This is a genomic window from Methylophaga sp. UBA678 (assembly GCF_002299105.1).
Classification (GTDB): Bacteria; Pseudomonadota; Gammaproteobacteria; order Nitrosococcales; family Methylophagaceae; genus Methylophaga; species Methylophaga marina.
Map to the genome: position 1 here is coordinate 77920 of NZ_DBNG01000018.1, position 15190 is coordinate 93109.

The window sequence follows — 15190 nt, forward strand, 5'->3', positions numbered from 1 at the left end:
TTACCGAACTTGTTTTACTAACTGCCCGGGCTGTAATTCGCCGTCCGGGTAATCACCATTGAGTAAACGCAATTGCTCGATTGGGCTATTACTGATTCTGCTCTGTTTTGCCCACGCAGCATAGTTATCACTTTTACCCACCTTCACAATTTGAATTTTTAATTCCTGGGCTAGTTTCACTTCATCATCTCTTAAACGATGTAAGCTTTTAATCGTTGTCAGAAAAGCCGGATCATAGCTGCTAAACATATTGCTACTTTCAGTACCGCCAAAGAAAATAAAGGCTTTGTCATTCAGGTATACCACCCCAACCCTGATCGTTTTATTCTGACTTAAAGCAATACCGGTATAACCTGATAATCCATGACTTTCAAAAGCCTGGCCAGATCGGATCGTCGTGATTTTTAACCGCTGCTTGATAAATTGCTCAGGTGATAACTGACGATTCAAATCTGCCGCCCCCATCTCTATCACCGCTTTGCCATCAGGAGCAATCGCTTGCAAACTGTCGGGGTTATTGTTGATATGCCACTTCTCAGGAAAATCAACGGCAAAGTTCATAGATAGATGGTAAAAATGATTCTCAGATCGTATGCCTTGATCCTCACTATCGCCAAATGTCATGCCAGCAATATGTTCCAAGTAGGCCGCTTTCTCAATCCGGCCATCAGCCACTTTATTTTTACCAGCAGCAGCCACCACTTCCTGTAAGCGCGTATCGTTATCTGGATGACTGGCAAACAGGCCATGATAGCCTTGATAGTCACGTCCTTGCTTCTTGGCTTCAGCAGCAGCAAATATTTCCTGGTTTTTTAACACAGAAATCACATCAATCATCGCGCTCGGATCATAGCCAGCTCTAGCCAGATATTCAGCACCCAAGCGATCTGACTCAAGCTCATGCTCGCGACCATACCCACTCAATAATGCACCGCCCAGCATGTTGAATATATTTTGAGAACCAGCGTTGCGCAGCTCAGGTATCAATAATGACCCAAGTGTGTAACCAATATTGGCAGCCTGCGCCGCACTCTGTTGTCTGACACCATGTCTGGCTGTGACATGACCAATTTCATGACCAAGTACTGCCGCAAGTTCTGCTTCAGAGTTCAGGTATGCCATCAGCCCCCGAGTGATATAGATATACCCCCCCGGCAAAGCAAACGCATTAATAACAGGAGAGTCTAATACCGTAAATCGGTAGACCAGATCTGTACGGTGACTGACAGCAGCCAGCTTTTCTCCAACTCCCTGCACATAACGTTGCAGTTGTTCGTCATCGTAGCGACCATATTCTGCAATGATTTTGGGATGGTTTTCTCTGCCCATTTGCAGTTCAGAATCTTCGCCAAACATGACGAAGTTTTGATCCCCGGTTACCGGGTTTGTTGCACAGCCACCAAGCCCCAGAAACAACAAAGCCCCTGCGATTAAGCAGAGGCTTCGTATTCTGTCGTGACTTGTACTAGCTTTTACTAATACGTCAATCATAATTCAAACCATTCTGTGGTTCCGACAGATTATTTACCGTATTTCTGACGGAATTTATCAACACGACCCGCCGTGTCTAACATTTTTTGTTTGCCAGTGTAGAACGGGTGGCATTCTGAACACACATCCAGAGTCAAGTCTGAAGTGCGTGTAGAGCGAGTTTTAAAGGTGTTACCGCAGCTACAGGTAACATTGATCTCGGTGTAATCTGGATGGATATCCGCTTTCATATCTGTACTCGTTAATGTGTGTTTGCAAAAATCTTGCTGTAACCATAAGGTTACGAGCTTTAGAACCGCGTTATTTTATAGATCAACCCGACTTCAGGCAAGTTTATTTATAATAAATTATGTTTATACTTTCTCAGCCACCAGCATGGCTTGATTTCGCCAACCTAAATCACATTGTCCAATCAAGGCTTCCTCACGGTAAACTCTTACTTTGAGCGCGTTAAATAGTCTAAGCAACTCATTATCTGCCAATAAAAAAGCGGGATTGCTAGGTCCGCTATCATTGACCTTATCACGGCAAAAAGTCTGGTAAAACAATATGCCTCCAGGTTTGAGCGCCGATATGATCTTTGCCGTCAGGTCCCTGTCCAAAAAATGAGACACCACAATGACATCATAAAGATTGTCCTCAGGCGGATTAGCGATAACATCACGCTGTTGGGTGTGAATGTCAGCATTTCTTTTTAAGGCCATTTTATCTAGTTGATAAATAGCAACCGCAGAGATATCCCAACTGTGAACTTTTAAGCCTTTTTCACTCAGAAAAAGACTATTCGCCCCCAGGCCACAAGCTAGCTCCAGTGCCAGCCCGGTTATCGGCAATAAATGTTGATTTTGCTCTAATACCAGTGAAACCGTTGACGCTGCAAGTTCAGCATCCTGCTTTGAATATATGGCATCCCATTTTTTCTGCACATCCAAAGCTAACGGCGCCAAAATGCAGGGGTTAATACGACAAGTAATGTAAATATTTCCAGACGTCCCAATAACATAGCCATGGCCAGAACCCATTTAGATGGAGCATTGATATCACCAAAGTTGGCACCAACTTCACCCAGACCAGGTCCCAGATTATTTAGACAGGCAGTTACTGCCGAGAATGACGTGACCACATCGAGTCCGGTCGACATTAAAAACAAATGCATGATACTGAAACAGAACACATACATAGCAAAAAAGCCCCATACCGCGCCAACCACTTTCGCAGGTAGGGCTTTACCATTCACCTTAATGGCAAAGACCGCATTAGGGTGAATCAGACGTAATACTTCACGGTAGCCCTGCTTAAACAGCAACATAATACGGATGACTTTGATGCCGCCACCCGTAGAAAAAGCACAGCCACCGATATAACTTGCCATCAATAACAGGATAGGTAAGAAACCAGGCCATAGGTAATAATCTGTAGTGGTATAACCAGCAGTCGTGCCAATAGATACTGTCTGGAAAACACCTTGATGGACCGCAGTCCACAAATTATCAAAGGTAGCACTGAAATACAGATAACTGGATGTCACGACCGAGATAACACCGAGAATGGCCAAATAAGTTCGTAACTCTGAGTCTTTCCAATAATGTTTGATACTACGATGACGCCAAGCCAGAAAATGTAGCGAGAAGTTCATACCAGAGATCAACATAAAAACGACGGTAATCATTTCAATCGTGGCGCTATCAAAGAAACCAATACTGGCATCATGTGTGGAGAAACCACCTATAGCCACTGTTGAGAAACTATGACAAATGGCGTCAAACCAAGTCATGCCACCTAAACGGAAAGCAATGGCGCAAGCAATGGTTAATGATAAGTAGATATACCAGAGCGCCTTGGCTGTTTCGGTGATGCGAGGTGTCAGTTTCGCATCTTTCATCGGCCCCGGAGTCTCAGCACGATAGAGCTGCATACCACCCACACCCAATAAGGGCAAAATAGCGACAGCCAAGACGACAATCCCCATGCCGCCTAGCCATTGTAAAAACTGACGATAAAATAATACGGCTTTGGGCAGTGTATCGAGTCCTGTTAGCACTGTTGCCCCAGTTGTAGTTAAGCCAGACATCGACTCAAATACAGCATCGGTAAACGACATTTTTGGGACTTCAGTCAAAAAGAAAGGGAGTGACCCAGATAAGCCTAATGCAATCCAGAACATCACCACCACGATAAAACCATCACGTATTTTTAGCTCTTTACGATGGTGTCTAACAGGTAACCAGAACAATAATCCAATGATTAACAGCAAAACAAACGCCGTTAAAAACGCACTACTGGCTCCATCCTGGTAATACCAGGACACCAAAACCGGCGGCAGCATGGTAATACTGAACAGTGACAGTAAAATTCCTAGAATGCGCTGAATCGTCAGTAACTGCATAATATTTAGCTCAAACTCGCTTGACGACGATAATAAAACCAAATAGCCATGATAAGCACTATCAGAATAAATATTGGCCAACGCTTCGCGGTGACATACGGCGTTGCTCCCTGCCTTGGTTGAATGTTTGTCGTCAGCGTTGCCTGCTCAAACTGAGGCGTTTGTGACTGAATACGGCCTTTATAATCAACAAATGCTGAAATACCGTTTGTCGTGGCTCGGACCAACGGTCTCTCAGTCTCCAGGGCACGACTTCGTGAAATTTGTAAATGCTGATGCGGCGCAAATGAATCCCCATACCAGGCATTATTAGTCGCATTCACCAGAATAGAAGCTTCCGGCAAGGAATCCAAAACTTCAAGTGAAAACACATCTTCATAACAAATAGAGATGCCAACTTGCTGCCCAGAGGCTTTTAACAGACTTTGTTGCTCTGGTCCTGGTACAAAGCCAGACATCGGCAAATCAAAGAAAGCAATCAAGCCTCTTAACCAGGCAAAAGGCACATAATCTCCAAACGGCACCAAATGACGCTTATGGTAGAAACCAGCATCCTCACCAGCCACCATCATACTGTTGTAATAGTCTTGCCCGTTTTCATCTTCAAAAGGCAAGCCTAATAAAATATCCGTATTGTGTTGTTTCGCTTCCTTAATGAGCGGGTCGATAAAAAAATCTTTCAGCTGATGATAAAAAGCAGGAACGGCATTTTCAGGCCAAACCACCAGTTGGCTGTCCCAATGTTGCTCGGTTAACTTCTGATAGAGTGCAAGCGTACTGACAAGCTGTTCGGGGCTCCACTTTACATCCTGTGGCACATTACCCTGCACGATCGTAGTGTTAATAGCTTCGCCTGAAGGCTGAGTCCACTCAACAGATTTTAGCCCTTGTCCTCCCACCCATATGACGATAACAGGCACAATGAATAATGGCTTTTTATGTTTAAACACAATAAACAAACTGCTTGCCGTCAGAGCCACCAGGAAAGACACAGCATTCACCCCCACGACCGGCACCCAACCTGCTAATGGCCCTTCTATCTGGCTCACGCCAAGCTCTAACCAGGGAAAACCACTCAAAAACCAGGCTTTAAATAATTCAAAGCCAAACCATATGGTGGGTAACAGCAGTGCGATATCAAAGAGAGTGAATGTATGAGAAGTGCATTTTTTGACTAGCCAGCCAAATAACGCCAGATAAGAAGCCAGGATAGCGACAAACAGAAAAGTCAGCATGCCTGCTAAAATCCAGCTGGTATGGCCAAAAACATGAATGGCGACATACACCCAGGACACACCCACACCAAACATACCAAGACCAAATAACCATCCGCGCCATGCGGCTTGTTTCGGTGTTGTATTATCCCAACTGGCGAAAAGCAAAATCAGGCTGAGAATGGCAATGGGATATAGGTTAAAAGGGGAAAATGCCAGCGGCAAAATAGCGCCACCCATGAATGCAACGATATTTCCTTTCCAACCCTGCATTGTCAGCCTATTACTTTTTTGCATTATTCGGTATCAGCTTCTGGCTCTTCTTCAGGTGGTAAAATCACCATTTTCATCAGATATAAACGACGATTGTCGGCACGCAAAATGGTGAACTGGAAGCGATCAATCGTGATTTCTTCCCCTCGTTCAGGCAGGTGACCGAACTGATTAACGACATAACCACCCACCGTATCAAAGTCTTCATCACTCCAATTGGTTTCAAAAAACTCATTGAAGTCTTCAACCATCGTTAATGCCTTGATGGTGTACGTATTTTCATTTCTTTGCAGAATCGGCGCATCATCATCGATATCATGCTCATCTTCGATTTCACCGACGATTTGTTCCAGTACATTCTCAATGGTGACGATACCTGCCACACCACCATACTCATCTACAACGATGGCCATATGATTACGGCGAGCCCGAAACTCACGTAACAACACATTCAAACGTTTGCTTTCAGGAATAAATACAGCGGGACGTAATATTTCGCGCAGGTCGAAATTAAAATCACCGCTGTTCACCACAGCGGTTAATAGGTCTTTGGCAAGCAAGATACCAATCACATCATCACGGTCATCATCCATCACAGGAAAGCGAGAATGAGCCGTTTCGGTGACCAGTTTCAGTGTTTCTTCAGGTGGTGCATCACGTGACACCATGACCACTTGTGAGCGTGGAATCATAATATCGCGGGCTTGCATTTGTGACACGCTTAATGCGCCTTCGACAATAGATAGCGCTTCTGAGTCCAGAATATGTCGTTCAGATGCTGAACGAATTAATTCAATCAGTTGTTCCTGATCTTGTGGCTCCAGAAATAAATTACTGAGCTTTCGCACCCAGGATTGATTTGCTAAGCGACTCGGTCGTCCTTCACTCATGATTCCACTCCCTGCCATTCATAGGGATTAGCTATATCTAATTGATGCAGAATATTTATTTCCAATGTTTCCATCTGTTCCGCTTCATCCGATTCAATATGATCATAACCTAATAAATGTAAACATCCATGGATCACCATATGTGCCCAATGATGTAACTCTGCCTTGCCTTGTTCCTGTGCTTCTTTTCTGACTACAGGTACGCAAATCACTAAATCGCCCAATAAACGAGGCTCTAATTTGATGCGTGCATCAAAAGGAAAAGACAAGACATTGGTTGGGCCATTTTTGCCACGATACTGACTGTTCAGTTCAGCACTTTCTGATTCATCGACTAAGCGGATACTCAACTCACAGTCTTCATTGACTTCGGATAGTGCCGCTTCAGCCCATTGAGTAAACAGTGGTTCATCTGGCTTTTCGCCTTCATAAACGCACTGAAAATCCACGACAACGCTCATGCTTTTTTATCAGCCTTATCGTATGCCAAGATGACTTTTTGTACCAGCGAATGTCGAACAACATCTTTTGCCTGGAAGAAAGTAAAGCCGATACCGTCCACATCCTTCAATACTTCAATGGCATGACGTAAACCAGAGCGTGTTGAACCGGGTAAATCTACCTGAGTGATATCACCCGTAATAACGGCAGTAGAGTTATAGCCCATACGAGTCAGGAACATCTTCATTTGTTCGGTGGTGGTATTTTGCGCTTCATCCAGAATAATGAAAGATTCATTCAGTGTTCTACCACGCATATAAGCCAGTGGTGCCACTTCAATGACATTACGTTCCATTAATTTAGCCACGCGCTCAAACCCAAGCATTTCATATAAAGCATCAAACAATGGTCTGAGATAAGGATCGACTTTCTGCGCTAGATCACCCGGTAAAAAACCGAGACGCTCGCCCGCTTCTACTGCGGGTCTGACCAGTACAATCCGACGACAAAAATCACGCTCCAAAGCCTCAACGGCACAAGCCACAGCAAGGTAGGTTTTACCCGTACCGGCAGGCCCCACACCAAAGTTTATATCGTGGGTCATGACCCGACGCAAATACGCTTGCTGATTTTCGCCACGGGCTTTAATCAAGCCTCGTTTTGTTTTAATCACCACTTCTTTGTCTGGTTCTGTCGCCGCGGATATATCTTCACCACCGCTTTTACGAATCGCCATGTGAATTTGTTCAGGCGCTAACACTGACTGTGCGGTTTCGGCGTACAAGTCGTGAATCACTTCCTGAATTAAGGTCAGCGTGTCTGCCGGACCGATAATCTGAAAGTTAACACCACGATTATTGATTTCCACCCCAAAGCCACGCTCCATCATTCGAATATGTTCATCCAAATGACCACAGAGGTTGGCAAGGCGAGGATTATCTGCTGGGCTTAGCTCGAAGCTGATGCTATCGAGCGCTTGAGAGGTTTGAGTCACTATATAATTCCGATGAGCTTAAAGTGCAACGCTATCAGCGACTAATTCGCCGCGCAAGGAGTTCGAGAAGGCTTCTTCGATATACACATCGACAAACTGACCGATAAGACTGCTGTCACCGGGGAAATTTACCACTCGGTTATTCTCGGTACGACCTGCCATATCGCCACCACCACGATGTGCTTCGCGCTCGACTAGAATACGTTGTGTTGTGCCCACCATCGCTTTCGCATGTTCATCTTCCAGCTCACGCAAACGATCCTGCATAATTTGCAAACGGCGTTTCTTTTCTTCTTCAGAGACAGAATCCACAAATGCCGCAGCCGGTGTCCCAGGGCGAGCGCTATAAACAAAGCTGAATGAGTGGTCGAATTTAATCTCGTTGATTAAATCCATGGTCGCCTGAAAGTCTTCTTCTGTTTCATTGGGGAAACCGACAATAAAGTCACTCGACATACTTAAGTTCGGTCTGACTTCCAGTAATCGGCGAATCTTACTTTTATATTCCAATGCAGTATGACCGCGCTTCATCATCGTCAGAATACGATCGGAGCCAGATTGAACGGGTAAATGCAGATGATTCACCAACTCAGGTACTTCGGCAAACGCTTCAATCAAGCTGTCAGAAAATTCAACAGGATGAGACGTGGTAAAACGAATCCGTTCAATACCATCAATGGCTGCCACGTAATGAATCAGTAACGCTAAATCCGCAGTTTCATCACCTTCGATAACACCTTGATAAGCGTTAACATTCTGGCCTAACAGATTGACTTCGCGTACACCTTGCGCTGCCAACTGACGAATTTCACGCAGAATAGGACCAACCGGACGACTGACTTCTTCACCACGGGTATAAGGCACAACGCAGAATGTGCAGTATTTACTGCAGCCTTCCATCACCGAAACAAAGGCGGTCGGGCCTTCTGCTTTCGGGGCAGGTAAGTTATCGAACTTCTCAATCTCAGGAAATGAGATATCAATGCTGGGTTTGCGGCTGATTTTGACTTCTTCCAGCATCGCCGGAAGACGGTGCAATGTTTGCGGTCCAAAAATCAAATCCACATACGGCGCGCGTTGGCGAATGGCTTCACCTTCCTGACTGGCCACACAGCCACCCACACCGATAACCAGGTTAGGACGTGAGTCTTTCCAGCGTTTCCAGCGGCCCAGTTGGTGGAAGACCTTTTCCTGAGCTTTTTCACGAATCGAACAGGTATTGAGCAACAATACGTCCGCTTCTTCTGGAATATCGGTAGGTTCTAATTGATGAGATGCCGCCAGGACTTCTGCCATTTTTGATGAATCGTACTCATTCATCTGACAGCCGAATGTTCTGATATAAAGTTTGCCAGCCATAGTTTCTGCTAAAGTCAAAGGGCGCACAGGATACTATTTTTTAGCTGATTAGTACATACAAGTGATTGTTTTTACTAATAACTGCAAATATAGTGTGGGAAGCAACAACAACAAGGAAGTGAATCATGGCAATCAAGGATTGGCCTGCCGATGATCGCCCTCGAGAAAAGCTTTTATTATCAGGTGCTAAGGCATTGTCTGATGCAGAGCTACTGGCGATTTTTCTGCGCACGGGTGTAAAAGGATTTTCCGCTGTCGACTTAGCCCGCAAACTCATCCATGAATTTGGATCGTTGCGGCGCTTACTGGAAGCGGATCAGCAAGAGTTTTGTCAGGGCCATGGACTTGGCCAGGCAAAATATGTGCAATTACAAGCCGTTCTGGAGATGGGCCGTCGTCATTTAGAATCCAGCCTGAAACATGGCGATGCATTTACCGATGCAGACACTACCATGCGTTATATAAAACAGCGTTTACGTGCCTACCCGCATGAGGTTTTTGCCTGCCTCTACCTGGATAATCAGCATCGTTTTCTACAGTTTGACGAATTATTTCGTGGCACGATTGATGGGGCCAGTGTGTATCCACGTGAAGTCGTCAAGTCAGCACTCCAACATAATGCTGCAGCGGTTATTCTTGCTCATAATCATCCCTCAGGTATTGCTGAGCCCAGTCAGGCTGATATTCACATAACAAAACGCATCCAGTCTGCACTTGACCTTGTGGATATCCGAGTACTGGACCACATCATCGTCGGCGATGCTGATGTAACCTCACTTGCACAGCTTGGCCATGTCTAACTATGTCAATTGCCTCATTAACAAGTGAAATGACCTAATTAGAATAAACTCAGGCTCTCTATCATTGATAGGTTTACGTTAAACCGGATGAGAGAGTTATCATGAAGTCTATAAAAGTAGCCGGTCTAGGCTTATTAGTGAGTCAAACCATTAATGTCTATGCTGCTGAAAACAGGTTAATTGATGATGCCAGTCTGAGCTTGGGCAGTCTGGTTGTATCATCAGATAGCACGGGGCCATTGACCTCGCGTAATCTGTCGACATCTGTTGATGTGCTGAACCAAGACCGTATTGAAGATCAAAATGTCAATTACACATGGCAGCTTTTTGACCAAATGCCAGGTGTGATGTTAACGCAGTTCGGTATGGGTAATGAGTCTGGCAAAATTTCCTTTCGTGGCTTTAATGGTGAAGGTGAAGTTAATGCAGTAAAACTCCTCATCGATGGTATTCCCAGTAATCAGAACTCCGGCAATATGCCTTATCTGGAATTGCTGACACCTCTGGAAATCGAAAGTATCGAAGTCGTACGAGGCACGAATGACCCACGCTACGGTTTGCATAATATTGCTGGTAATGCTGGCATCTTTACGCATCAAGGCGGTAACTATAACAAAGTCCGCGTCACTTATGGCAGCTATGCGACACGAAATGTACAGTTTGTCAGTGGTATAGAAAACAATGGCTTCTCGCAAAATTACGCAATCAGTTATCTCAACTCAAACCGTTATCGCCATCATAGTGATATTGAAAAAAGTACTTTTTCCGGAAAATGGTTTTACACACCCAATAGTGGGCGTGCCCAAGTTGGCTTGATTGTGCGACATGGTAAAGCTGAAGGTGAAGAAGCGGGTTACCTGACACGGGCTGAAGCACATGATGATCCTGAACAATCTCGACCACATAACAAGGCAGATGGTGGTGATCGCATGATGAATCAATTCAGCGCTCATCTGGATATTGATATCACTGATAATCTTTTCTGGACCAGCAAGGCCTATCTAAATGAGTTAGATGAAGATCGTTATGTCACCTTTGCAGCAGGCGGCAACCATAACGAACGATTAACCGAAGAAGAACATAAAGGCGCTTTAACGACTTTAACCTGGCGACCGGATGTGAGCTGGGCGCATGAGTTCAGCCTGATGGGCGGCCTGAGTGCTGAATGGCAAAATAATGAAAGTCGTCGTTATATCGTCGACCTGGACCGAAACCGAACATCAGAGACACGTAACCAGAATTTCGATTTTGATATTTATGGCGGCTTTATCCAGGCCATTTATAAACCCACTGAAAAACTGAAAATTGTCCCTGCTTTCCGTGTTGATACGGTGCGTGGCAGCTTAAATGACAACGGCACACATCGCGATATCAACGATTACGGTAATATCAATCAACCTAAGCTGAGCGCCGTTTATTCTTTTAATGATCAATATGCTGTATACACCAACTGGGGCAAAACCTTTCAGGTCGCTTCTGGTGCCGCCAGCTATAAACAAAACACATTATCAAACGATCTCGATGCATCGATTAACGAAGGTTGGGAAGTCGGACTTAAATTCACTCCTACAGACTGGCTGAATGGACGCGTTGCAGTCTGGCAGCAAGTCGCTGATGGTGAGTTTAAAACCAAGTTAGGTGACGCGAACAATGACAGTGAGAATATTGGTAAAACGCAACGTCGAGGCATAGATTTTCAATTTAATGCACAAGCCACTGATAAGCTGGGCCTCTGGTTCGCTGCCTCATTCCAAGACTCTGAAATCCTTAAAGCGGGTGCAGATAAACCACTTAATAAAGGCAATGAGATTGATCATGTACCACACTATTTGATTGATGCCGGCGCAGACTATCAAGCCACACCAAAGCTTAAATTATCTTCTTGGGTCAGTGCGCAGGATGATGCTTATTTAAATCAGGAAAACAATACTAATAAGTATGGTCAATACGTTTTGGTTAATGCATCAGCTAGCTATGCACTGACAGAAAAAGTCAGACTCGATCTCGAACTTAAAAATATTTTTGACCGCTATTATGAGTATGTTTGGATGAACTCAGAATCAATGCATTCGCCCGGTGATGGCCGTTCAATATATGGTTCTATTCAATATGACTTTTAATTACGCATGAGAAAAGCTCGACAGCTGTGGCTGGACATTCACACCTATCTTGGACTCAGTATAGGGTTATTACTGGTCTTATTAGGTCTAACAGGCAGTATTTTGGTGTTTTATCTGCAATTCGATATCTGGTTAAATCCAGATATCGAAGCAGTGTCGACAGCACCTGTCCGTCAGCAACAAGCTGTCTTTGATCGGTTACATCAACAATTTCCAACACGAACGGATTCCTGGCGTATTGAACAACCATTGCATTCAGGCTGGCCCATCATGGCGCGTTATTACACGCCAGTTGAAACTCGCGACTTGATGTTTGCGCCTTTAATGGTGACCCTTGATCCTGTCACACGAGACGTCACTAGTGAACGCTTCTGGGGTGAGTTTGCGATGACCTGGATCTACAATCTGCATTACACCCTGTTACTAGATAAAAACGGCAAAACCTTTATTGGCATCATCGGCCTGATTAGTCTGATATCACTCATTTCTGGCATGGTCCTATGGTGGCCAGGCTGGCTAAAATTACGCCAGGTGTTGGCTTGGCGTCTGCGCTCCAGCTATGCCAAAAAGGTGTTTGATCTCCATATTTTGTCAGGCAGTTATGGTTTTATTGTGCTGTTAATGCTGAGCTTAACGGGAGCGGCGTTGGCGCTACCCACACAAACACATGACATTATTCGCACCTTTTCACCATTAGCCTCAAGCCCCGATCTGACTCGTTCACTTCACGAAAAAGCGAACAAGCCTGTTATCTCAGCAGATGCCGCTGTAAGGTCAGCGTTTACAGTTTTCCCCGACGCTGAGTTACGCTGGGTAGAGTCGCCGGGTAGTCAAAAAAATAGTTGGCGTGTCGTTTTCTATCAACAGGGCGAACCCAGTCGTCGCTTCCCGAGAACCCAGGTTTGGGTGAATGCATACAATGGTCAGATTGTCGCCAGCCGTGATGGGTTGGCTGATAAAGCCGGAGATAAAATCCTGAATTGGTTACACCCTTTACATAACGGTGAAGTCTTTGGACTGACTGGGCGGATTATTATCTTTATCAGTGGCTTTGTGCCGTTAATATTATTTGTTACTGGCTTATTACGCTGGCAGCAAAAGCGGCGCGCCAGACAGCGCACCACTTCTCGTCATATCTAATCCTCGTCCCAATCTACTGGCGTGTCTTTAAAGACTTTTTTGCCCGTAAACATCGCAGAAACCAGACCATTACGTTCCCGAAGCTCGCTATATACGACGCCCAGAATATGTAAGATGATAGCCAGGCTCAGTAACCAGAATACGATTTCATGTATTTCTTTGAAGGGTGAACGGAAATCTCGCATTTGTTGATAAGCGGCCTCATTAACACCATCTTTTGAATAGGGCTCAACCAAAGCTTCAGTCTGTGGACTCTCTGCTACCCAGGCCTTAAAACTCTCTCCGAATGGCGGCATATAGACATCAGTGCCACCCAGTACCAAACCGGTTACCGCCTGGGTCGTTAATAAGATAAATAATAAGGTCACCATCAAACGTGCCAGAGGATTATGTCCTGCAAACCCCACCGGCTTACCCTCGTTGATGCTCTCCAGGTATATTTGCCGCTGTTGTTTATACTTTTTCCCTACTGGCAAAATGGCTGCCCAACGACTAAACCGGTTCCCGATAAACGTCCAAAACAATCGCACAGCTAAATTAATTACAAACACATAACCAATATAGACATGCCACGTCTTTAACAGAATTTTGCCATCTGTACTTACACCAAGGGCTTTACTGTTCAAGATAGCGACCCCGATTGCAATCAATGCAATCACCGACAATACATTTACCCAATGAAACCAACGGACCATGCGATCCCATACCGGGTATTCCGTTAATGTCCTAGCCATTTGTTTTTTCATTTCTCTCTCTCTTTTTGTTTATCTACACGGCAATATTCACCGCTCCAGTCATGGAGATAAGGTGTGATCGTTTTATGCTCTTCAAGATGATTGTTCCACCAGTTCTTTAGAAAAATAAGGACTTGCTCTGGCTGTTTTTGCTGTTTAGCGTGATGACACTCAACCTTAAATTCAGTTATCAGATTATCCATAGCTTGCTGATAGTTTTTGAGCTCTGGATATTCCGTTGAATTTAATATGCCCTCTTCTGTTTTGTAATGAAACAGGATATAACTTATCAAAAGCTTAACGGTAGGTAATAAGGACTCAAACTCCAGCCCCTGCTGTAGAAAATAATGTAATGAATTGATGGTGGCGAGGATGGCACGATGCTGCTCATCAATAATAGGCACCTGCTGACTAAACTCTTCTTGCCAGACTAGCAATAATGGTCTGTTCATGCCCATCTCCTAACCTATTTCATTGCTATTTCACACTGAAAACGGATATTTAATAGCCTCATGATAGCGATAGTCTTTAACCTCAAAATCATCCAAGGTCACCCAGGTTTCAAGATCCTTTAGTGATCGAATTTCTGGGTTGATATGCAAGCTAGGCGAAGGATAAGGCTCACGTTTTAATTGCACATGACGCATCAGCTCCAGCTGATCTTCATAGATATGGGCATTCACAATCTTATGATAGGCCTTGCCCGGCTTAAGACCAGAAATCTGAGCCATAATTTTGAGTAAAAAGAATACTTGAACCTGGTTGAAGTTCAATCCTAGAGGCACGTCGCAGGAACGTTGATAAGAAGTTAAATATAGCGTGCCGCCTAAAACAGAAAACGTGTGGGTGTGCATGCACGGTCTTAGACAGCCCATATCAAATTCACCCGGATTATAAAAAGTCAGAATCTCACCTCGATCATCAATACCACGTTTCAGATCATCGGCAATTTTTTGTAACTGATCTAAGGTAGAACCATCAGGCTTTTGCCAGCGACGGCCCTGAACGCCATAAACCCGCCCCATATCATCTTCACCTTTGCGGTGAGGGTTATTCAGCCAGTCTTTATTATCATTGGCATTAGCATCCCAAGTTCGACAACCAATCGCTCGGAAATCTGCCGCATTGTCATAACCACGTAAATAGCCAAGCATCTCAGCAATCGCGGCTTTCCAGTAACTCTTTCGTGTGGTGATTAAAGGAAACTGATTGTTGGCAACATCGTATTCTAAATCAGCATTAATCACGGTCAGACAACGTTTACCTGTCCGCTCATTTTCAACCCACTCGCCTTCGTCAATAATACGTTGGCATAAATCCAGATACTGTCTCACTCAGAAGGCTCCAA

General features: G+C 44.7%; 15 protein-coding genes. 3 read left to right on the forward strand and 12 right to left on the reverse strand.

Annotated features, from left to right (window positions below):
- From B3014_RS09930 to miaB, 9 genes are all read right to left on the reverse strand, one after another.
- Positions 1-1491 (reverse strand): M48 family metalloprotease, encoded by a 1491-nt coding sequence (locus B3014_RS09930; protein ID WP_289244108.1) that lies wholly within the window; start codon positions 1489-1491, stop codon positions 1-3.
- Positions 1492-1520: 29 nt separating this feature from the next.
- Positions 1521-1721 carry a 50S ribosomal protein L31 gene (gene rpmE / locus B3014_RS09935; protein WP_007143969.1) on the reverse strand — a complete coding sequence of 67 codons (201 nt, stop codon included), beginning with the start codon at positions 1719-1721 and terminating at the stop codon, positions 1521-1523.
- A gap of 123 nt (positions 1722-1844) precedes the next feature.
- A complete protein-coding gene (locus B3014_RS09940; protein WP_289244109.1) occupies positions 1845-2417 on the reverse strand; it encodes a class I SAM-dependent methyltransferase in 573 nt (190 codons plus the stop codon).
- An 8-nt stretch (positions 2418-2425) separates the two neighbouring features.
- Positions 2426-3877: a TrkH family potassium uptake protein gene (locus B3014_RS09945; RefSeq protein WP_289244110.1), complete on the reverse strand. Its 1452-nt coding sequence runs from the start codon at positions 3875-3877 to the stop codon at positions 2426-2428.
- A 5-nt stretch (positions 3878-3882) separates the two neighbouring features.
- Positions 3883-5388 carry an apolipoprotein N-acyltransferase gene (gene lnt, locus B3014_RS09950; protein WP_289244111.1) on the reverse strand — a complete coding sequence of 502 codons (1506 nt, stop codon included), beginning with the start codon at positions 5386-5388 and terminating at the stop codon, positions 3883-3885.
- A complete protein-coding gene (locus B3014_RS09955) occupies positions 5388-6254 on the reverse strand; it encodes an HlyC/CorC family transporter (protein ID WP_289244112.1) in 867 nt (288 codons plus the stop codon). The genes lnt and B3014_RS09955 overlap by 1 nt, the downstream gene beginning before the upstream one ends.
- Positions 6251-6715, reverse strand: a complete 465-nt coding sequence (gene ybeY, locus B3014_RS09960) for an rRNA maturation RNase YbeY (protein ID WP_289244113.1) — start codon at positions 6713-6715, stop codon at positions 6251-6253. Before ybeY ends, B3014_RS09955 begins: the two co-directional genes overlap by 4 nt.
- A complete protein-coding gene (locus tag B3014_RS09965; protein WP_286303487.1) occupies positions 6712-7689 on the reverse strand; it encodes a PhoH family protein in 978 nt (325 codons plus the stop codon). Before B3014_RS09965 ends, ybeY begins: the two co-directional genes overlap by 4 nt.
- An 18-nt stretch (positions 7690-7707) precedes the next feature.
- A complete protein-coding gene (gene miaB / locus B3014_RS09970) occupies positions 7708-9048 on the reverse strand; it encodes a tRNA (N6-isopentenyl adenosine(37)-C2)-methylthiotransferase MiaB (protein ID WP_286303486.1) in 1341 nt (446 codons plus the stop codon).
- Between the two features lie 125 nt (positions 9049-9173).
- Here miaB and radC point away from each other — a divergent pair, with 125 nt between their 5' ends.
- The 3 genes from radC to B3014_RS09985 all read left to right on the forward strand — a co-directional run bounded on the left by radC (position 9174) and on the right by B3014_RS09985 (position 13108).
- A complete protein-coding gene (radC, locus tag B3014_RS09975) occupies positions 9174-9848 on the forward strand; it encodes a RadC family protein (protein ID WP_286303485.1) in 675 nt (224 codons plus the stop codon).
- 101 nt (positions 9849-9949) lie between these two features.
- Positions 9950-11968: a TonB-dependent receptor gene (locus B3014_RS09980; RefSeq protein WP_289244114.1), complete on the forward strand. Its 2019-nt coding sequence runs from the start codon at positions 9950-9952 to the stop codon at positions 11966-11968.
- Between the two features lie 6 nt (positions 11969-11974).
- Positions 11975-13108, forward strand: a complete 1134-nt coding sequence (locus tag B3014_RS09985; protein ID WP_289244115.1) for a PepSY-associated TM helix domain-containing protein — start codon at positions 11975-11977, stop codon at positions 13106-13108.
- Here B3014_RS09985 and B3014_RS09990 read toward each other — a convergent pair.
- From B3014_RS09990 to B3014_RS10000, 3 genes are read right to left on the reverse strand one after another with little or no spacing between them, the layout of a single operon-like run.
- On the reverse strand, positions 13105-13854 hold the full coding sequence (locus B3014_RS09990; protein WP_289244116.1) for a cytochrome b/b6 domain-containing protein: 750 nt from the start codon (positions 13852-13854) through the stop codon (positions 13105-13107). The genes B3014_RS09985 and B3014_RS09990 overlap by 4 nt on opposite strands.
- Complete coding sequence (locus B3014_RS09995; RefSeq protein WP_289244117.1) at positions 13851-14294, reverse strand: hemerythrin domain-containing protein; 444 nt, start codon at positions 14292-14294, stop codon at positions 13851-13853. Before B3014_RS09995 ends, B3014_RS09990 begins: the two co-directional genes overlap by 4 nt.
- Before the next feature lie 30 nt (positions 14295-14324).
- Positions 14325-15176, reverse strand: a complete 852-nt coding sequence (locus B3014_RS10000; protein WP_289244118.1) for a thymidylate synthase — start codon at positions 15174-15176, stop codon at positions 14325-14327.
- Positions 15177-15190: the final 14 nt, after the last annotated feature.

Coding starts and splice junctions, on each gene's coding strand:
- B3014_RS09930 (WP_289244108.1), bottom strand. CDS start 1,491: ATGATTGACGTATTAGTAAAAGCTAGTACAAGTCACGACAGAATACGA.
- rpmE (WP_007143969.1), bottom strand. CDS start 1,721: ATGAAAGCGGATATCCATCCAGATTACACCGAGATCAATGTTACCTGT.
- B3014_RS09945 (WP_289244110.1), bottom strand. CDS start 3,877: ATGCAGTTACTGACGATTCAGCGCATTCTAGGAATTTTACTGTCACTG.
- lnt (WP_289244111.1), bottom strand. CDS start 5,388: ATGCAAAAAAGTAATAGGCTGACAATGCAGGGTTGGAAAGGAAATATC.
- B3014_RS09955 (WP_289244112.1), bottom strand. CDS start 6,254: ATGAGTGAAGGACGACCGAGTCGCTTAGCAAATCAATCCTGGGTGCGA.
- ybeY (WP_289244113.1), bottom strand. CDS start 6,715: ATGAGCGTTGTCGTGGATTTTCAGTGCGTTTATGAAGGCGAAAAGCCA.
- miaB (WP_286303486.1), bottom strand. CDS start 9,048: ATGGCTGGCAAACTTTATATCAGAACATTCGGCTGTCAGATGAATGAG.
- radC (WP_286303485.1), top strand. CDS start 9,174: ATGGCAATCAAGGATTGGCCTGCCGATGATCGCCCTCGAGAAAAGCTT.
- B3014_RS09980 (WP_289244114.1), top strand. CDS start 9,950: ATGAAGTCTATAAAAGTAGCCGGTCTAGGCTTATTAGTGAGTCAAACC.
- B3014_RS09985 (WP_289244115.1), top strand. CDS start 11,975: ATGAGAAAAGCTCGACAGCTGTGGCTGGACATTCACACCTATCTTGGA.
- B3014_RS09990 (WP_289244116.1), bottom strand. CDS start 13,854: ATGAAAAAACAAATGGCTAGGACATTAACGGAATACCCGGTATGGGAT.
- B3014_RS09995 (WP_289244117.1), bottom strand. CDS start 14,294: ATGAACAGACCATTATTGCTAGTCTGGCAAGAAGAGTTTAGTCAGCAG.